General features: G+C 73.6%; 7 protein-coding genes. All 7 read left to right on the top strand.

Annotated features, from left to right (window positions below; translation table 11 throughout):
- Positions 1 to 125: 125 nt before the first annotated feature.
- From BLA60_RS04380 to BLA60_RS04410, 7 genes are read left to right on the top strand one after another with little or no spacing between them, the layout of a single operon-like run.
- Positions 126 to 4,808 (top strand): non-ribosomal peptide synthetase, encoded by a 4,683-nt coding sequence (locus BLA60_RS04380; RefSeq protein ID WP_075131318.1) that lies wholly within the window; start codon positions 126 to 128, stop codon positions 4,806 to 4,808.
- Complete coding sequence (locus BLA60_RS04385; RefSeq protein WP_075131319.1) at positions 4,808 to 8,365, top strand: type I polyketide synthase; 3,558 nt, start codon at positions 4,808 to 4,810, stop codon at positions 8,363 to 8,365. Before BLA60_RS04380 ends, BLA60_RS04385 begins: the two co-directional genes overlap by 1 nt.
- 9 nt (positions 8,366 to 8,374) lie before the next feature.
- The gene (locus BLA60_RS04390) at positions 8,375 to 10,801 is read left to right on the top strand and encodes an amino acid adenylation domain-containing protein (protein ID WP_075131320.1); all 2,427 of its coding nucleotides are present in this window, start codon (positions 8,375 to 8,377) and stop codon (positions 10,799 to 10,801) included.
- Between the two features lie 23 nt (positions 10,802 to 10,824).
- Complete coding sequence (locus tag BLA60_RS44160) at positions 10,825 to 12,060, top strand: cytochrome P450 family protein (protein ID WP_075131321.1); 1,236 nt, start codon at positions 10,825 to 10,827, stop codon at positions 12,058 to 12,060.
- Positions 12,057 to 18,125 (top strand): non-ribosomal peptide synthetase, encoded by a 6,069-nt coding sequence (locus tag BLA60_RS04400; protein ID WP_075131322.1) that lies wholly within the window; start codon positions 12,057 to 12,059, stop codon positions 18,123 to 18,125. Before BLA60_RS44160 ends, BLA60_RS04400 begins: the two co-directional genes overlap by 4 nt.
- Positions 18,122 to 19,525: an MFS transporter gene (locus BLA60_RS04405; RefSeq protein ID WP_211288582.1), complete on the top strand. Its 1,404-nt coding sequence runs from the start codon at positions 18,122 to 18,124 to the stop codon at positions 19,523 to 19,525. Before BLA60_RS04400 ends, BLA60_RS04405 begins: the two co-directional genes overlap by 4 nt.
- On the top strand, positions 19,522 to 20,259 hold the full coding sequence (locus tag BLA60_RS04410) for a thioesterase II family protein (protein ID WP_075131323.1): 738 nt from the start codon (positions 19,522 to 19,524) through the stop codon (positions 20,257 to 20,259). The genes BLA60_RS04405 and BLA60_RS04410 overlap by 4 nt, the downstream gene beginning before the upstream one ends.
- Positions 20,260 to 20,444: the final 185 nt, after the last annotated feature.

Raw genomic sequence — 20,444 nt, forward strand, 5'->3', positions numbered from 1 at the left:
GGTTTGTCAGGTCGGCCCGCAGTATAACGAAGCAGCGTCATATCGGCGTCATAGGATGATCATAGGACGGCCTCTTAATGTGTCATCGATGATGTCCTGACCGACCTCGTGGTTGGTATGCCGAAATGGGGAACTCGTCCGTGGACAGCGTTTTTCGTGCACTGTCGGCAGCACAGCTGGAAATATGGTCCGCGATGCGATCCGGCGGTGACCGCCGCCGATTCGCGATGGCCTGCGCGGTCGAGATCCAAGGTCGGGTGAATCCCGAACAGCTCGCTGAGGCGCTGCGCCAGGTGGTCGCCGAGGCACCCGGCCTGCACACCCGGATCCGCCCGGCCGAGACCGGGCCGGGACGGTTGGCGGTGTCGACCGACGACTGGCGGCCGGTCCTGGTGGACGTCAGCCCCGAACCGGATCCCGAGGCCGCGACCCAGGCCTGGATCGCCCGTCGGCAGCGCCAGCCCTTCGACCCCGCGAAGGGACCGCTGGTCGACGTGGCGCTGATCCGGCTGTCCGGCCGGCGGTGGACGGTCTACCTCGGGTACCACCACCTCGTGCTCGACCCAGCGGGGGCGGACCTGGTGGTCCGCCGGTGCGCGCGGGTCTACGCCGCGTTGGCGGCCGGCGAACCGGTCAGCGGCAGCCCGTTCGGCGCGGAGAACGATCCCGTCGAACTTCCGGGCACACCGGCGGTGGACTGGCTGGCCGACCCACCTCGGGCCGTGGCGCTCGCCGACGGCGCCGACGTGCCGGGTGCCGAGGGGACCGGGCGGTCGGCGCTGGACCGGCCACCGGCGGACGCCGGATCGCCCGGCCTGCTCACCGCCGTGCTGGCCGCCTACGTGGCGCGGATGCGCGACGTGGACGACGTGCTGGTCGGGGTGGCCCTCGGCGGCCGGAACACGCCGTTCGACAAGCTCGTGCCGGCGACGATGGAACGGACGGCCCCGGTGCCGCTGCGGCTGTCCGGCACGGTGACCTGGGCGGAGACCATCGCGGAGGCCACCACCCGGATCCAGGAGCTGCGGCTGCACCGGGACACCCGGTGGGCCGAGGTGTGGCGGGCCGCGACCGGCCGGGACGGCGGGATGTACACGGTCCCGGCCGTCAAACTCCGCCAGGTCGGCGGTCCGCTCCTCCTCGGGGACTGCCACGCCCTCGTGCGGCACCTGCGGACCGCGGCGACCGACGACATCGCGCTGTGCGGGCAGATCGGTACCGACGGCAGCCTCGAGTTCGGTGTCGAGGCGTCGCCGTGGCGGGTGAGCGGAACCGTGCTGGACGATCACCGCGACCGGCTGGCCGCGCTGCTCGCCGACGCGCTCGCCCATCCGGACCGACCGGTGCTCGACGCCCCGCTGCTGACCGCGCGGGACCGGGACCGGACGCGGCGCTGGCAGGGCAGGACCGTCGAGGTGCCCGAGGTGACCGTCCCCGAGCTGTTCGCCCGGCAGGTGGCCGCGGACCCCGACGCGATCGCCGTCGAACAGGGCGACGTCGAGCTGACCTACGGGGAACTGGACGCACGGGCGGCCCGACTGGCCGGCGCCCTGGGCGAGCGGGGCGTCGCCCCCGGAGCCCGGCTCGGTGTTCTCCAGCGCCGCTCGATCGACCTCGTGGTGACGCTGCTCGCGATCGCCAGGGCGGGAGCGGTCGCCGTGCCGCTGGACCGGAGGTCACCGGTGGCCAGGCTGCGCGCGATGCTCTCGGGCGTCGGCGCTACGCTGCTGCTGGTCGATGAGTCCACGGCCGGCCACGAGGTCACCGGCGACCAGGACGTCCTCGTCGTGACCGGGGACCGGCCGGAACGGCCGGCGACGGTCGCGACCGGCGCGCACGACCCCGGTGCGCCGCTCTACGTCATGCACACGTCGGGATCCACCGGGCGGCCCAAGGGCGTGGTCGCCACCCACCGCAACGTGGTCGCCTTCGCCCTGGACTCCGCGTGGCGGGCTCCGGCCCACCGCGCGGTGCTGTTCCACTCCTCGCACGCGTTCGACGCCGCCACCTACGAGATGTGGATGCCGCTGCTGACCGGTGGTCGCGTGGTCGTGGCCGAGGCGGACCTCGACGCGGTGTCGCTGCGCGGGCTCGCGGGCGGTGGCCGGATCACCGCGATGTTCCTGACCACCGGGCTGTTCAACGCGCTCGCCGAGGGCGACCCCGGGTGCTTCGCCGGACTGCGCGAGGTGTGGACCGGCGGCAACGTGACCTCGCCCCAGGCCGTGGCCAGGGTCGCGCGGGCGTGCCCGGACCTGGTGCTGCACAACGTCTACGGCCCGACGGAGGCCACGACGTTCGCCACCTTCCACCGGGTGGCCCACGCAAGACCCGACGCGGCGTTGCCGATCGGCGCACCCATGGACAACACCCTGGTCCACGTGCTCGACCGCCGGCTCCGTCCGCTGCCGCCCGGAGCGACCGGCACCCTGCACGTCGGCGGCGCCGGGGTGGCGGCGGGCTACGACGGCCAGCCGGAGCTCACCAGGGAACGCTTCCTGCCCGACCCGTCCGGGGGACCGGGCTCGGTCATGTACGACACCGGGGACCTGGCGCGCTGGGACGAGAACGGCGAGCTGACCTTCCACGGCCGCGCCGACGACCAGGTCAAGATCCACGGGTTCCGGATCGAGCCGGGGGAGATCGAGGCAGTGCTCGCCACGCACCCCTCCGTGTCCCAGGCGGTCGTGCTCGCCCAGGTGTTCGCCGACGCGGGCGGCCGGATCGAGGGGTTCGTCGTGCCCGCTGATCCCGGCGGCCCGCCGGAGGAACGGTCGCTGCGCGAGTACCTCGCGCAACGGCTGGCCGACTACATGGTGCCCGAGCGGATCACCGTGATCAGCGAGGTGCCGCTCACCCCCAACGGGAAGATCGACCACGCCCGGCTCGCGTCCCGGGCCCTTCCACTCCCGGCGACGGCCCCCTCGGACACCGAACGCGTGCTGGCGCAGCTGTGGGCCGATCTGCTCGACGTCACCGACGTCCCCAGGGACGGCTCGTTCTGGAAGCTCGGCGGACACTCGCTGCTGGGCGTCAAGCTCATCCAGCGCATCCGCCGGCGGTTCGACGTCGAACTCCGGCTGCGCGACCTGTTCGGCAATCCTCGCCTGGCCGACCTGGCCGGGGTCGTGGACGCCGCTCTCGGCGCGCGGGAGCGGCCCGCCGAACGGGAGCGGGTCGAGCTGGCGGCGTCGAGCTTCCAGCAGCGGATCTGGCTCGCCCAGCAGCTGAGCACCGAACCAGCGCTCTACCACGTGCCACTGGTCTGGCGCCTGAACGGCCGGCTCGACCCGGGCCGGCTCGCCGCCGCCGCAGCCCTGGTCGTCGCCCGGCACGAGGTGCTGCACACAACGTTCGTCAGCCGGGACGGCGCGCTGCGGCAGGTGATCGGTGCGCCGTGGGCGCCCGAGGTGCGCCACGAGCACGCCGAGGACGACGCCACGCTCGCCGGTCTGCTGCGCGATGAGGCCGAGCGTCCGTTCGACCTCACCGCCGGGCCTCTGCTGCGCCTCGGCATCGTCGGGACACCCTCGGGTGACGTGCTCACCCTCACCGTCCACCACATCGTCTTCGACGTCACCTCGGCCGGGATCCTGCTGGCCGAGCTGGATCACCACTACCGCGACGGCCACGCCGACCTTCCGCCCGCGACCGGCTACCGGGCGCTGCTCCAGGCCCAGCCGGTGGTCGACGACACAGCCCTGCGTCGGCGGGTCGAGACGCTGCGCGGTGCGCCGCACCGGCTCGCGGTCCCGCCGCCGGAGGTGGCCCGCCCGCACCGCGTCGTGCCGTTCGCCCTGCCCGACCATCTCGTGCCCCGCCTGCGCGCGGTGCAGGAGGAGAACGGGATGTCCTGGTTCATGGTGGCCTCGGCGGCCCTCGCCGGGGTGCTGCACCGGTGGACCGGCGACACCGACGTGACCTTCGGCTTCCCCACCGACCTGCGTGCCGACGACCTCGCCGGGGTCGTCGGCCCCTGCCTCAACATGGTGGTGGTGCGCTCGCGGTGCGACCAGGCGACGACGGTCGCCGACCTGCTCGCCGCGACCAGGGACGGTGTGCTGGAGGCGATCGACGACCGGCACGTGCCCTTCGAGTCCGTCGTCGACGCGCTGAACCCGCCCCGGGAGGCGGGAGCGGTGCCCTACCTCGACGTCGCCGTCGGGCCGGAGGTGCGCGCCGCCACACCGCCGGTGCTCGGCGGCCACCCGCTCACCCCGATGGCCACGGCGCCGGCGAGCACGGTCGGCAAGTTCACCGTGATCCTGTCGCTCACCTCGGACGGCGACCGGCTCACCGGCTTGGTGTCCTACCGCGGCGACCGGGTGGCGGCCCCGGTGGGCGACCGCCTGCCCGATCTGCTGGTGACGATGCTCGAGGTCCTGCTGACCGACCGGGACCGTCGGGTGGCGACCGTGGAACTGGACCTGCCGGCGCCTGGTGGTCCGGCGCGGCGGGCGCCGGAGACCGTCGCCTCGGCGCCGAACGACACCGGGGACCTCGAAACCCGGGTGGCGGCGATCTGGTCGTCGGTGCTCGCCGTGGAACGGGTCGGCTCGCTGGACAACTTCTTCGACCTGGGCGGCAACTCACTGAAGCTGGTCGCCCTGCACGCCAGGCTGTGCAACGAGTTCGACCTCGAACTCCCGCTGCAACGGCTGTTCGAGAACGCGACGGTCCGGGGCATGGCGGGCTTCCTCGCCGATGGCCGGGACCGGGAACCCGTGTCGGTCGGTGCGCGGACCGAGGCGGGTGACCGGGGCGCCGCCCGCCGGGCACACCTGCGTCGCGCGGCGAGGGGACGCTGATGGCGGCGGTGGAGAGCTCGGTCGCGATCGTCGGCATGGCCTGCCGGTTCCCCGGTGCCGGCACGGTCGACGCGTACTGGGCGATGATCCGCGACGGCGTCGAGGGCATCAGCCGGTTCGACCGGGACGGGCTGGTGGCCGAGGGCGCCGACCCCGAGCAGGTGCACCGGCCGGACTTCGTGCCGGCCAAGGGCGTCATCGCGGACCCGCTGCGGTTCGACTGGGGCTTCTTCGGCTACAGCCGGGCCGAGGCGGCCACGATCGACCCGCAGCACCGCATCTTCCTGGAGTGTGCGACCTCCGCACTCGACGACGCCGGGATCGACCCCACCCGCTTCCCCGGCTGGATCGGTGTCTACGGCGGCGCCGACCGGGGTCTGTCCTACGACCCGTACGACGGCGAGCTGAACCCGCTGCAGGCGGTGATCCACCGCGAGAAGGACTTCCTCACCTCGCGGGTCGCGTACAAGCTCGGTCTGCGCGGCCCGGCCATCACCGTGCAGACGGCGTGCTCGACCTCGCTGACCGCCGTGCACCTCGCCGTGCAGAGCCTGCTGTGCCACGAGTGTGACGCGGCGCTCGCGGGCGGGGTCTGCGCGTCACCGCACGGGCAGCGCGGCTACCTGTACCAGGACGGCGGTGTGCTCTCGCCCGACGGGCACTGCCGGCCCTTCGACGAGCGTTCGGCCGGCACCGTGCCGAGCGAGGGTGTCGGTGTGGTGGTGCTCAAGCGGCTCGCGGACGCCCAACGCGACGGTGATCGGATCGCGGCGGTCCTCGTCGGCTCCGCGGTGAACAACGACGGCGGCGAGAAGGTCGGTTACGTCGCCCCGTCCATCCCCGGCCAGCGGGACGCGGTGCTGCTGGCGCAGAAGGTCGCCGACGTCGACCCGGCCGACATCGACTACGTCGAGGCGCACGGCACCGGCACCCGCCTCGGTGACCCCGTCGAGGTGGCGGCCCTGACCGACGCGTTCGGCGGCGCCACCGGCCGGACCGGCTGGTGTCGGCTGGGCGCGGTGAAGAGCAACATCGGGCACACCAGCACGGCGTCCGGGGTCGCCGGGCTGATCAAGACCGCGCTGATGCTCGAACACCGGGAACTCGCGCCGACCTTGCACTACGGCAGCCCGAACCCGCTGCTGTCCCTCGACGAGACCCCGTTCGCGGTGTGCGACCGGCGCGGCCCGTGGCCGGACCGGGGCGTCCCGCTCGCGTCGGTCAGCTCGTTCGGTGCCGGCGGGACCAACGCCCACGTCGTCATGGAGGGCCCGCCCCTGCGCTCCCGGCCGGCAGGGCGGGCCGCCAGCGTCGTGCTCGGTCTGTCGGCCGCCTCGCCGCGGGCCCTGACCCGGCTGCGGGCTGAGGTCGCGCAGGCACTCGCCGCCGGCGACGCGCCGGAACCGCCGTCGGTGGCCCGCACGCTCGCCGGGCGCCGGCGGTTCGGCCACCGGGTCTCGGTCGTGGTGGCGGACCGGGACGAGGCCGTGCGCCAGCTCGAACAGGACCAGGGGCCGGTCGAGGCGACCGGACTGGGCACGGTCGCGTTCCTCCTGCCCGGTTACGGTGTTCTCCGGCATGCGGCCGGTGAGCACGCCCACGCACTGCTGCCGGGGTTTCGCGCGGCCTTCGACGAGCTGCGCGCCTCGGTACTGGAGCGGTGCGCCACCGACCTGGCGCCGGTGATCGAGCCGGGCCGGGCGGAGTGGTTCGACGACACGGCCAACCAGCAGTTGGGCCTGTTCGCCCTCGGCTACGCGCTGGGCCGCCAGCTGGCGGAGTGGGGCATCACCCCGGCGGCCATGCTGGGCAACAGCATCGGCGAGTTCGCCGCCGCCGCGCTCGCGGGGGTGTGGTCACCAGCGGACGCCGCGTACCTGGTCCATCGGCGTGGCAAGGCGATCGAGGCGACCGCGCCGGGCCTGATGGCCGCCGTCAGCGCGGACGCGGACCTGGTCCGCGCCCGGCTCGCCGGGCACCCGGGCGTGAGCGTCGCCGTGGAGGGCACCGGCGGCGTCGTGATCTCCGGTCCGCTGGCGCCGATGGAGCAGGTGCTCGGCGGGGACGCCCTCGCCGGGCTGGACGTGCGGCGGCTGAACCTGCGCCAGGCGGGGCACTGTGCGGCCATGGACCCGGCCGCCGCCGCGCTGGGCGAGGCGCTGGCCGCGCTGCCGACTGGTCGGCCGTCGGTGCCGCTGGTCTCGAACACGACGGGCGGGTGGGCCGATCCCGGCGCGGTGGGGACCCCGCGGTACTGGACCGAGCAGCTCCGCCGGCCGGTACGACTCGCCGCCGGGGTCGCGACGCTGTTCGCCGGCGGCTGCGACACGTTCCTCGAACTGGGCCCCGGCTCGTCCATGATCGGTTCGCTGCGCGGCCACGCCGACTGGGACCCCCGGCGGCTGGCGGTGCCGCTGCTCGGCCGGCCGGAGGACGGTGCGGCTGGCGTGCTGCGCGCGGTGGGCACGCTGTGGGACCACGGGGTCGACGACGCGCTGGACACTCTTGCCGGGGCCGGGCCGGACGCGCCGCCGCGCTGCTCGCTGCCACCGCACCCGTTCGACGATCGCGCGCCCGAGAACGGCACACCGGTAGTGGCCGCGAGGTCCGCGACGGTGCCGCGCACCGGGGGTCCAGTGCGCGGCGTGGTGGACGAGCTCTGGTGCGCCACCCTCGGCGTCACGTCCCCCGCCGCCGGTGATCACTTCTTCGCCCTCGGCGGCGAGTCGCTGATGGCGGTGCAACTGGTGGCCCGGCTGCGGGAACGCGCGGGACTGCGCCTGTCGGTGACCGAGTTCGTCGCCGACCCCACCTACGGGCACCTGCTGCGATTGTCCGAACAGGCCCCGGAGCACGCCCGGGTGGTCGCACTCAACACCGGCGGCGAGGCCACCCCGCTGTTCCTCGCGGCCGACGCCGCCGACAACGGGTTGAGTTACCGCGCGCTGGCCGAGCAGTTCGGTGACCGGCGGGTGTACGCGCTCGAGCCACTGTCCACCGCGGAGCGGATCGAGGAGGTGGCCGCGCACAACGTCGACGCGATGGTGCGTGCCCAGCCGGCCGGGCCCTACGTGGTCGGTGGCTGGTCGTTCGGTGCGGTGGTCGCCCACGAGATGGCCCGCGTGCTCGACGAGCGCGGCGAGAAGGTCGACCTGCTGGTGTGTCTGGACGCCCACGTGCCGGGCCGGCCAGGCCGGCCGGTCGGCCGCGATCCCGAGTTCCTGCGCGGCCAGGCGCGGCTGTGGCTGAACACCCGGCTGGGCACCGGTGCCGCCGGCCGGCAGGCCAGGGCCAACCCGGACCTGCGCCGGCTCATCGCGGCCAAGACGCGGCTGCTCACCCGGTACCGGCCGCGGCCGGTGCCCTGCCCGGCGGCGGTGTTCAAGGTGGGCGTGGACGAGCGCGCGGCCGCCAGGCTCGCGGTCCGGTTGCGGGCGTTCTACCCGGCGGGCGCCGACGTGCGCCCGGTGCCCGGGGATCACTGGTCGATGCTCGCGCCGCCGGGGGTCGTGGATCTTGCCAGCGTCGTGCGCGACGTGCTCGCCGAGCGAGGGTGAGGAGCGTCCGTGCGCAACATCCTGATCTGTCTGCCCTACGGCGGTGCCGGCGCGTCCGCCTTCCATGCGTGGCACGCGCTCGTCCCGCCGGGGGTCCTGGTCCTGCCGGTGGTGTTGCCCGGCCGGGAGGAGAGGTTCGACGAGCCGCCGCTGACCACCGTCGGCGCGGCGGTCGCCGACATCGCCGGTCAGCTGGCGGGGGAGCTGCGCGGCGGGGACCGCGTCGTGGTGTTCGGCCACAGCCTCGGCGCCGTGCTGGCCGACGAACTCGCGCACACCCTGACCAGAACATCCACTGTGGACGTTCTGGCGGTGGTCGTCAGCGGGTCGCCGGATCCCTGGCACGGCCGCACCGAACGAGCCACCGGCCTGCCCGACGACGAGTTCCTGGCGGCGCTGACCCGGATCGTGGGCTACACGCACCCCGCGCTGGCCGACCAGGACGTACGCGAACTGGTGCTGCCGGTGTTGCGGGCCGACATCGCGATGCACGAGAACCACCGCCCCACCCACCACGATCCGCTGGACGTGCCCGTCACGGCCGTACGCGGCCGGGACGACCAGCTGGTCAGCGCGGCCGCGACCGAGGGATGGGCCGCGGCGACCACCTCGGCGTTCGACACCGTCGAGGTCGACGGCGGCCACATGTACCTCGTGGACGACCCCGGCCCGCTGGTGGCGTTGATCGCGGCGCGGTTCCCGACCACCGTGGACGCCACGTTCCGGGCGGTGGCCAGGGCGCGGCCGGACGCCACCGCGCTGGTGTGCGGCGACGACGTGCTGACCTACCGCGCACTCGACGCGCGCACCGACCGGTTCGCCGCCGCCCTGCGCGCGTCCGGCGCCCGGCCGGGAGACCGCGTCGCGGTCTGCCTCGCGCGGTCGACCGACCTGGTGTGCGTGCTGGTCGCCGTGCTCAAGGCGGGCGGCGTGTACGTGCCCATGGATCCGGCCAACCCGACCGCACGCCTGCGGTACCTCGTCGAGGACGCCGCCCCTCGCCTGGTCGTCACCGACCGGGACGACTTCCCGGCCGCCAGGGTGCTGCGGCCGGCCGACCTGGACACCGGCCACGGCGCACCCGGCGACCCTGGGACCACGGGAGACAGTCCCGCCTACGTCATCCACACCTCGGGGTCGACCGGCCGGCCCAAGGGTGTCGTGGTGGCGCACCGCAACGTCCTCGCGCTGCTCGCCGGCACCACCGGCGACTTCGCCCTCACCGTGACCGACACGTGGACGATGTTCCACTCCAGTGCGTTCGACTTCTCCGTCTGGGAGATGTGGGGCGCGTTGCTCACCGGCGCCCGGCTGGTCGTCGTTCCCTACTGGGTCTCCCGCTCACCTGGGGAGTTCCACCGGCTGCTGGCCGTCGAGCGGGTGACCGTGCTGTGCCAGACGCCCTCGGCGTTCGCGCAGCTGCTCCACGCCGACCGGCGCGGCGAGGCGGAGCTGTCGGTGCGGTTGCTGATCTTCGGCGGCGAACCCCTGGACACCCGGATACTGCTCGACTGGTTCGACCGCCACCCGGAGGAGCACTGTCGGGTGGTCAACATGTACGGCATCACCGAGACCACCGTCCACGTCACCGCACAGACCCTCACCCGCCGGTCCGCCGCCGCCGGCACGCGGTCGGTCGGCCGGCCGCTCCCCGGCTGGACCGTGTCACTGCGCGACGAGCACGGCGCCCCGGTCCCCGACGGTGCTACCGGGGAGATCCACGTCGGCGGGGCCGGTGTCGCACTGGGCTACCTCGACCGGCCGGAGCTGACCGCCGCCCGGTTCCTGACCGGCCAGGACGGCGACCGTGTCTACCGCAGCGGCGACGCGGGCCGGTTCCTCCCGGACGGGCGACTCGAACACCTCGGCCGGCTCGACGGACAGGTCAAGATCCGGGGCTACCGGATCGAGCTGGACGAGATCCGCAACGTCCTGCTGGAGGACCCGGACGTCACGGCGGCCGCGGTGGTCGTCGGCGGCCGGCCGGGCGACCCGGCGACGGCTCGGCTCGACGCCTACGTCGTGTGCCGCGACCGGTCCGACGAGAACCCGACGAGTGCCCTGCTGGACCGGGCTGCCCGGGTGCTGCCCGACTACATGGTGCCCGCGACCGTGACCGCGGTGCCAGTGCTTCCGTTGACCGTCAACGGAAAGCTCGACCGTGACGCGCTGCCGGCACCACACCTGGGCCTGCCTGCCGAGCCGTCGGCGGAACCGGCTGGGGCGCTCACCACCGCGCTGCGCGAGGTGTGGCAGACCGTGCTGGGCGTGCCGGTCGGTCTCGACGACGTGTTCTTCCGCCTGGGCGGGAACTCGATCGCCGCGGCCAGGGTGCGCACGCTGATGCTGGAGCGCGGCCTGCCCGACCTCTCGCTGCGGCAGCTCTACCGCGCACCGACCGTGCGCACGCTGGCCGCATCCCTCTCGGCCCGGTAACCCCGCACCACCAAGGAGGCGTCATGTCGGAGCCCGTCACCGGCGACTACATCACCAACCCCGGGGCGAACCCGCACGACCTGAGCGCGCGCCTGCGTGCCGAGTGCCCGGTGCACCGCATCGACTACCCGGTCGGGGCGAGCGCGTACGTGGTCGTGGACTACAAGACGAACCAGGAGGCGTTCAACGACCCCAGACTGTCCAAGCAACTGGAGAACGCGCCGGCCTGGTTCCGCGAGCGGACGCTGAGCAACAGCCCGGTGGTCGCCGCCAGCATGGTGCTGTCCGACCCGCCGGAGCACACCCGGCTGCGCCGCCTGGTGTCCCGGTCGTTCCTGCCGCGCAGGCTCAAGCGGCTGCGGCCGGTCGTCCAGGGCATCACCGACGACCTGATCGACGCGTTCCCCGGGTCCGGCGAGATCGACCTGCTCACCGACTTCTCCTACCCACTGCCGCTCACCACGATCTGCGTCCTGTTCGGGGTACCGGAGTCCGACCGCGCGCTGTTCAAGTACTGGGGCACGTACCTGTCCGGCTCGCCGGGGGACACCGACCCCGGGCGGGCCGCCAAACGCAGGGAGGTCAACGACGAGGTCACCGAATACCTCGGTGCCGTGCTCGCCGACCGCCGCGCGCACCGCGACCAGTTGCGGGAGGACCTGTTCTCCGACCTCGTGCGCGCCGCCGACGAGGACGACATGTTCACCGACGAGGAACTGGTCTCGACGATGATCCAGCTCATCCTCGCCGGCCACAAGACGACCGCCACCCTCATCGGCAACGGCACCGTGGCCCTGCTGCGTCACCCCGAGCAGCTCGCGCTGCTGCGGTCGCGCCCGGAGCTGGTGTCCTCGGCGGTGGAGGAGTTCCTGCGCTACGAGGGCTCGGTGGACCGGGGCTCGCTGCGCGTCGCGGCGCAGGACATGGAACTGGGTGGGGTGCACATCCCGAAGGAGAGCTTCGTGCACCTGTCCATCTCCGCCGCCAACCGGGACCCCTCGGTCTTCGTCGACCCGGACCGGCTCGACATCACCCGCTCACCGAACCAGCATTTCGCGTTCGGGCACGGCCCGCACTTCTGCGCAGGGTCGCCGCTGGCTCGACTGGAGGCGAACATCGCGTTCGAGACGCTGCTGCGCCGGCTGCCGTCCTTCGAGCTCGCGGTGCCGTTCGAGGAACTGCCCTGGATCGCCGACAGCTCGATCGGCCGGGGCGTCGAGGCCGTGCCGCTGCGCTACGAGAAGCGACTGCCGCGTTGACCGAGGACCCGCTGTTCCCGGAGCTGTTCACCCGGCAGGCCGACCGCACGCCGGACGCGGTCGCCGTCGTGAGTGGCCGGGCTCGGCTGACCTACCGCCAGCTGGAGGAACGGTCGGCCCGGCTCGCCGGGGCGCTCGTCGGGCTGGGCGCCGGTCCCGAACGGGTCATCGCGGTCGCACTGCCCCGGTCGGTGGACCTCTTGGTGTCGCTGATCGCCGTGCTGCGGTCGGGCAGTGCCTACCTGCCGGTCGACCTGGCCTACCCGGTGAGCAGGATCGAGTTCCTGTTCGCGGACGCGGCGCCGGCTCTCGTCGTCACCGAACCCGGTACCGAGCTGCCCGCCAACGCCCCCCGCCGGGTGTCCCCCGAGGACTCGGCGACCCGGCCCGCGCTGGCGGCCGTCCGGCCGCACGACCCGGCCTACGTGATCTACACGTCCGGGTCGACCGGACGGCCGAAGGGTGTGGTCGTCGAGCACACGTCGTTGGGCGCGTACCTGCGCCGCGCGCGGGACGCCTACCCCGACGCCGCGGGGACGTCGCTGGTGCACACCCCGGCGGCGTTCGACCTCACGGTGACCGCGCTGTACACGCCGCTGGTCGCCGGCGGGACCGTCCGACTGTCCGAACTGGACGAACCGGGGCCGGTGCCGACCTTCGTGAAGGGCACACCGAGCCATCTCACCCTCCTCGACGGCCTGCCCCCGCAGGCGTCCCCGACCGGCACCCTGATCCTCGGCGGCGAGGCGCTGCACGCCGACATGCTGCGCGTCTGGCGCGTGGCGCACCCGGACGTGCTCGTCGTCAACGCGTACGGCCCCACCGAGGCCACCGTGAACTGCCTGGAGTTCCGCATCCCGCCCGGCACGGTGCTGCCGCCGGGGCCGGTCCCCATCGGCCGGCCGTTCCCCTACGTCCGGGCACACGTGCTCGACGACCGGCTGGTCCCGGTGGCCGAGGGGCGGACGGGTGAACTGTTCGTCGCGGGCGACGCGCTGGCCAGGGGCTACCTCAACCAGCCTGGTCTGACCGCCACGCGGTTCGTGGCCGACCCGTACGGCCCGGCGGGTTCCCGGATGTACCGCACCGGCGACCTGGTGCGGGTGCGGGCCGACGGCGACCTGGAGTACGTCGGACGCGCCGACCACCAGGTCAAGGTGCGCGGCTTCCGTGTCGAGCCCGGTGAGATCGAGGCCGTGCTCACCGAGCACGACGCGGTCGCGCGGGCCGTCGTGGTGGCGGCCGGCGAGCGCCTCGTCGCCTACGTCGTCCCGGAGGGTGAAACGCCGACGGTGCGGACGCTGCGGGCCCACCTCGCGGCGCGCCTGCCCGCGCACATGGTGCCCTCGGTGTTCGTCCCGCTGCGCGAGATTCCCTTGACCGCCAACGGGAAACTCGACCGAGCGGCACTGCCCGCACCGGCGGCCCACCCCGGACCGGACGGCCGATCACCGGAGAGCCCGGCCGAGGAACTGCTGTGCGACGTGTTCGCCGAGGTGCTCGGTGTGCGTCCGGTGTGGACGGATTCGGACTTTTTCGCGCTGGGCGGGCACTCCCTGCTCGCGGCCCGCCTGGACGGGCGGCTGCACGCCCGCACCGGGGTCCGGCTGGGTCTGCGCGCCGTGTTCGACGCGCCAACACCGGCCGCCCTCGCGGTCCGGCTCGCCGCGACGAGCGCGGAGCCGGCGATGCCGTCCATCCCGGCGCGGCCGGCCGGCGTGCCGATCCCGCTGTCACCGGGGCAGGCCCGGCTGTGGTTCACCGAGGGGCTGACCCCGGACACCGCCGAGTATGTCATTCCGGTCGCGCTGCGGATCAGCGGAAACCTGGACCCGGTCGTACTGGGGACCGCGCTGCGCCGGCTGACCGAACGGCACGAGGCGCTGCGCGTGCGTGTCGTCGTCCGCGGCGACCAGCCCGAGCAGGTCGTGGACCCGCCGCCGAGCGACCTGCTGCCGGTGACCGAACTCGACAGCGAGGACGCCCTCACGGCGTTCGTCGTCGCCAACGCCGTGCGGGCGATGGACCTGGCCGAGGGACCGTTGTTCCGCGCCGCGCTGGGACGCCGCGCGGCAGACGACCACGTCCTGGTGCTGTGCGTGCACCACATCGTCGCCGACGACTGGTCGCTGGCGGTCCTGGCCGACGATCTCGCGGCGCTCTACGACGGCACGCTGCCCGCCCCGGTCGTGCGCTACTCCGACGTCGTCGCCTGGCAGCACGGGCGGACGGCGGACGCGCGACACCTGGACCACTGGCGTTCCCGGCTCGCCGGCATGCCCCACGTGCTCGAACTGCCGACCGACCGGCCGAGGGCACGGGAGCGCGACCCCCGGGGAGCCCGGCTCACGTTCGACCTGCCGCCGGCGCTCACGACCCGGCTGCGCACGCTGGCGGGGGAGTCGGGCGCGACACTGTTCATGGCGCTGCTCAGCGGGTTCCAGGCACTGCTGGCCCGGTACACCGGCGCGCGGGACTTCGCCGTAGGCACCCCGGTCGCCGGTCGCGACCACCCCGACACCGAGGACACGGTCGGGTTCTTCGCCAACCTGGTGGTGCTGCGTGCGGACCTGACAGGCGATCCCACGTTCCGCGACCTGGTGGACCGGGCGCGGGACATGGCGCTGTTTTCCTACGAACACCAGGACACGCTGTTCGACCAGGTCGTCGAGGCGGTCCGGCCCCCGCGTGACCTCGGCCGCAACCCGCTGGTGCAGGTGGTGTTCGCCCTCCAGACAGCGGCGACCGCGTCCTGGCGGCTGCCCGGCCTGTGCGTGTCGCGTACCGACGCGCACACCCGCACCAGCAAGTTCGACCTGTTCGTCGCGCTGCACGAGCGCGGCGACGGCGGCCTCACCGGCATCGCCGAGTACCCGGTGGCGCTGTTCGACACGGCCACGATCGAGCGGCTGGTCGCGCACTACACCGCGCTGCTGACCGCGTTCGCCGACGCGCCGGACCGCAGGGTGTTCACCGCGCCCCTGCTGTCCCCGCGGGAGACGGCGTGGTTGCGCCGGGCCGAGACCGGGCCGGTCGTCGACCTCGGCGACCTGACCATCGACACCCTCGTGACCCGGCAGGTCGCCGCACGTCCGGACGCGGTGGCGGTCGTCGCCGGTACCGAAAGTCTCACCCGCGCCGAGCTCGACCACGCGGCCAACCGGCTCGCGCACCACCTGCTGGCGGTCGGGGTCGGTCGGGAGACGCCGGTCGCCGTCTGTCTGCCGCGCGGACCGGACGTGCCCGTCGTGCTGCTGGGCATCCTGCGTGCGGGCGGCTGCTACGTCCCCCTCGACGCCGACTACCCCCGGGAACGCCTGGCCCACATGTTGGCCGACACCGGGGCGTCGGTCGTCATCGCCGCCAGCGAACTCGCCCCCCGGCTGCCCGGGCCGGTACTGGTCTGGGAGGACCTGCGGGACGCCGTGGCCGGGCTGCCCACGAGCCCTCCGCCGGTGGCCACCGCACCCGACCACATCGCCTACGTGATCTACACCTCCGGCTCGACCGGGACCCCCAAGGGCGTCCAGGTCAGCCATCGGGCCGTGGTGCGGCTCGTGCACGGGGCGAACTTCGCCGACCTCGGACCCGACACCACGGTGGCACTGCTCGCCCCCCTCTCGTTCGACGCGTCCACACTGGAGCTGTGGGGCGCGCTGTGCACGGGCGCCCGCCTGGCCGTGTTCCCCCCGGGCGTCCCCAGCGCCTCGGCGCTCGCGGATTTCGTCCGCTCGGCGGGAGTCACCCTGATGTGGCTGACCGCGGGCCTGTTCCACGCGATCGTCGACACCGACCCGTCGGCGCTCACCGGGGTACGCCACCTGCTCACCGGCGGGGACGTCGTGTCCCGGGCGCACGTCGCGCGGTTGCGTGCGACCGGTGACGTGGTGGTCGGCAACGGGTACGGGCCCACCGAGTCCACCACCTTCGCCTGTGTGCACCGCGACATCGCGGCCGGTGACGCGGCGGCCGACGCTCCGGTGCCGATCGGTGTCCCCGTCACGAACACGACCGTGCACGTCCTCGACGAGTACCTCAACCGGGTTCCGGTCGGCGTGCCCGGTGATCTCCTGGTGGGCGGGCCCGGCCTGGCCAGGGGCTATCTCGGCAACCCCGGCCTGACCGCGCAACGCTTCACCGCCAACCCGTTCGAGCCGGGCACCCGCCTGTACCGGACCGGCGACCGGGTGCGGTGGCTGCCCTCCGGCGACCTGGAGTTCCTGGGGCGTGCTGACCGGCAGCTGAAGGTCAGGGGCTTCCGGGTCGAGCCGGGGGAGATCGAGGCCCGCCTGCTCGAGCACCCGTCGGTGACCCGTGCGCTGGTCGTCGCGAACACCGACGCCGGCGGCGACAAACGGCTCGTGGCCTACGTCGCCGGCAGCGCGGACCGCACGCGGTTGCGGGACCACTGCGGTCGAGGACTACCCAGTCACCTGGTGCCAGCCGCCTTCGTCGTACTGCCCGAACTCCCCTTGGACCCCAACGGAAAGGTCGACCGGACGGCGCTGCCCGACCCGGACTGGACGGGTGGCGCGGCGGCGCGTCGGGAGCCGGAGACACCCGTGGAACGGGCGATCGCGGAGGTCTGGGCGCGGACGCTGGACGTCCCGGTTCCCGGCCTGGACGACGACTTCTTCGCGCTGGGCGGGCACTCCCTGGCCGCCACCAGGATCGTGACCCGCCTCCGTTCCCGGCTGGGCGTCGTCCTCGGCGTGCACTCGCTGTTCCGTTCCCCGACGGTCGCCACGCTGGCCGCCGAGGTCGCCGAGGCCCTGCCCAACGACGTCGAACCGATCCCGCGCCACACCGGGCCGGTGCCGCTCGCGCCGGTCCAGTCCGGGCTCTGGCTCGCCGGTTTCCTCGACCCCGGCGGCGCCGAGTACCTGGTGACCCGGGCACTGCGGCTGCGCGGCACCCTCGATGTCCCCGCGCTGGCGTCGGCGCTGGCCACCGTCGTGGCCCGGCACGAACCCCTGCGCACCCGGTATCCGATGCGCGAGGACGAACCCGTGGGGTGGATCGACCCGCCGGGCCCGGTTCCGCTTCCCGTGGAGGACGTCACCGACGTCGACGCCTTCCTCGAGACCTGTGCCGCCGCGCCGCTCGACCTCGCCGACGGGACGGTGTTCCGCGCCGCGCTCGGCCGGCTCGCTCCCGACGACCACGTCCTCGTCCTGCTCGCCCACCACATCGCCATCGACGGCTGGTCGATCGGGGTGCTCGCCGACGAACTGTCCGCCGCCTACGCCGCGCACCGCGACGGCCGGCCACCCGATCTGCCCCCGCTGCCCATCCGTTACGCCGACTACGCCGCGTGGGCCGTCGGCCGCGACACCGGCGTCGAGCACTGGGCGGCCACCCTCAAGGGCATGCCACCGGTCGTCGACCTGGCCGCCGACCGTCCCCGGCCGAGGGATCGGGACACCAGCGGCGCCCTGGTTCCGTTCACGGTCCCGGCTCCGCTGGCGGCGCGGGTCGCCGCGCTCGCGTCGGCCAGACGCACCACGCCGTTCGTGGTGTTGGTCGCCGCGTTCACCGTGCTGGTGCGGGAACGTACGGGCCTGCACGACTTCGGGATCGGCACCCCCATGGCCGGCCGGCGCCATCCCGACACCGAACGGCTGGTCGGCCACTTCGTGAACACAGTCGTCCTGCGCGCTGACCTCGCCGGTCGGCCGGCGTTCACGACGCTGGTCGACCGGTTGCGTGACACCACGCTCACCGCCATCGACCACCAGGACGTGCCGTTCGACCGGGTCGTGCGGGCGCTCGGGCCACCACGAGAGCTGTCCAGGAACCCGTTGGCACAACTGGTCGTCGTGGTCGGGGCGGGTGCGGAGGGCTGGCGGTTCGCCGGCCTGTCGACCGAACTCCTGCCCCGGCACACGCGGACCAGCAAGTTCGACCTGACCGTGGCACTGCACGATCGGGCGGACGGCTCGCTGGCCGGATCCGTCGAGTACGCGACCGCGCTGTTCGGCGAGGACACGGTCCGCGCCCTCGCCGCCCGGTACACGGCGCTGGTCGAGGACCTGGTGGGCGCCCCGGAGGAACCGGTGTGGTGACCGGGGAACCGGTGGCGACCCGCGTGTCTCCACCGTGGATCGTGGTGCCGGTCCTGCTGAGCGGACCGCTGCTGAGCGCGATGGACGCGTTCATCGTGACCGTGGCGATCCCGGCGCTGCAGGCGGACCTGGGAGCCGGGCCGGCGCAGGTGCAGCTCATCATCGCCGGGTACGCGCTGACCTATGGGGCCGGCATGATCACCGGCGGCCGGCTCGGTGACCTGTTCGGGCGCCGCAGGATGTTCACCCTCGCGATCGCCCTGTTCACCGTCATGTCGATGCTGTGCGGATTGGCCACCAGCCCGGGTTTCCTGCTGGTGGCCAGGGTGGCGCAGGGGGCCGCCGCCGCGCTCATGGTGCCGCAGGTGCTCGCGATCTTCAGCGCCCTCTACGACGGGGAGGCCAGGGCGAAGGCCATCAACTGGTACGGCGTGGTCGCCGGTCTCGGCGCCGTGCTCGGCCAGGCCGTCAGCGGGCTGCTGATCACCGCCGACCTGTTCGGCACGGGCTGGCGCGCGTGTTTCCTGATGAACGTCCCGGTCGGAGTGGCGGCGGTGGTGCTGGCCCTGCGGTTCGTGCCGGAGACGCACGCGCCGGGCAGGCCACGGCTCGACCTGGTGGGAATGGTGCTCGTCACGGGTGCGCTGCTGGCCGTCGTGGTGCCGCTGACCGTGGGACGCGACCACGGCTGGCCAGGCTGGACCTGGGTGTGCTTCGTCGCGGCGGTGCCGCTGTTCGTCGCGTTCGGCCGCCGCGAGCGCCGCGCGGAGTCGCCGGTGGTCGACCTGGGCCTGTTCCGGCTGCGGGCCTTCTCCGTCGGGATGGCCTGCCAGTTGGTGTTCTGGACGGGGCAGGGCGCCTACTACCTGGTGCTGGGGCTGTATGCGCAACTCGGCAGGGGGCTGGACGCGCTGGCGAGCGGGCTGCTGTTCGTCGTGGTGAACGTCGGATTCCTGGCGAGCGCACTGGTGGCGCGCCGACTCGCGGACCTGCTCGGCCGGGACGTGCTCACCCTTGGCGCCGGCCTGCGGATCGTCGCGCTGACCGCCCAACTCGTCTTCGTGGCCCGCGCCGGCGACGGCGGGGACGTGGGGTGGCTGGTGCCGTGGTTGCTGCTCGACGGCGCGGGCATGGGCCTGATCGTCGCGCCGCTGTCGACGACCGTGCTGGCCAGGGTGCCGCACGCGCAGGTGGGGTCGGCGTCGGGCGTGCTGTCCACCGGCGTGCAGGTTGGTGTGTCCCTCGGCGTCGCGCTGGTGGGCCTGATCTTCTACGGCGCACTGGACGGCGGCGGGTACGCGCAGGCCTTCGGCCGGAGTCTGCTGTACCCGATCGGCGTGGGTCTGGTGCTCGTGCTGCTGGTGCGGTTCCTCCCGGCCAGGAAGGCGGATGACGGATGAGCTGGTTCCCCCCGACAGCTGGCGTGCGGGCCGGTACGCGGCTGTTCTGTCTGCCGCACGGCGGTTCCGGCGCGTCGGCCTACCAGCCGTGGCAGCCGCTGGTCCCCGACGGGGTCGGCCTGGTCCCGGTGCGGCTGCCCGGCCGGGAGAACCGGTTCGCCGAGCCGCCGGCCCGCACCGTCGAGGAGGTGGTCGACGCCTTGACCGGTCCGCTGCTGGCCCGCGCCGGCGACCGGTTCGCCCTGTTCGGCCACAGTCTGGGTGGGTTGCTGGCCTATGAACTGGCCCGCGCCACGACGAGGGCCGGACGTCCGCCGGTGCTGCTGGCCGTCTCCGGCTGCCCGGCTCCTCAGCTGTTGCCCCGCGCGGGAGCCCCACTCGTGCACCTGATGACCGACGGGGACCTGCTCGCCCACGTCCGCGCGATCGCGGGCACCGCCGCCTCGGCGTTGGACGTGCCCGAACTCGCCGGCCTGATCGTGCCGGTCCTGCGCGCGGACTACGAGGTGTACGAGACCTATCGGCACCGTCGGGGGGAGCGGCTGCCCGTCCCGGTCATCGTCCTCGCCGGCGAGGACGATCCGGAGGTGTCCACGACCGAACTGTCCGCCTGGCGTGAACTCTGCACCCGGACCCCGGAGTTCCACACCTTCCCCGGCGGCCATTTCTACCTGTCCGACCACCCCGAGGTGGCGGTCGACGCCGTCCTGAGCGGCCTGCGAGGAACGGGCTGACCGTGACCGTAGGTGCTCGCGGGCGCCGAAGGCCAAGGCCTACCCAGGCCAGTGCCACTGAGACTGACCCTGGTAGCACCTCCTGGAATCACGGGCTGTGTCCGCCCGGCTGTCCGTGACGCGGAAATGTCCGCGCGGGTTTGGGTGGTGCGGAATGGATGATCACGATCGGTACCCTGATGGCG

Source organism: Actinophytocola xinjiangensis, assembly GCF_001921215.1.
In the GTDB taxonomy this organism is placed as follows: Bacteria; Actinomycetota; Actinomycetes; order Mycobacteriales; family Pseudonocardiaceae; genus Actinophytocola; species Actinophytocola xinjiangensis.

What these genes read in the sequence shown, in the direction of transcription:
- BLA60_RS04380 (WP_075131318.1), top strand. Translation starts at nt 126, where the DNA reads ATGGGGAACTCGTCCGTGGACAGCGTTTTTCGTGCACTGTCGGCAGCA.
- BLA60_RS04385 (WP_075131319.1), top strand. Translation starts at nt 4,808, where the DNA reads ATGGCGGCGGTGGAGAGCTCGGTCGCGATCGTCGGCATGGCCTGCCGG.
- BLA60_RS44160 (WP_075131321.1), top strand. Translation starts at nt 10,825, where the DNA reads ATGTCGGAGCCCGTCACCGGCGACTACATCACCAACCCCGGGGCGAAC.
- BLA60_RS04410 (WP_075131323.1), top strand. Translation starts at nt 19,522, where the DNA reads ATGAGCTGGTTCCCCCCGACAGCTGGCGTGCGGGCCGGTACGCGGCTG.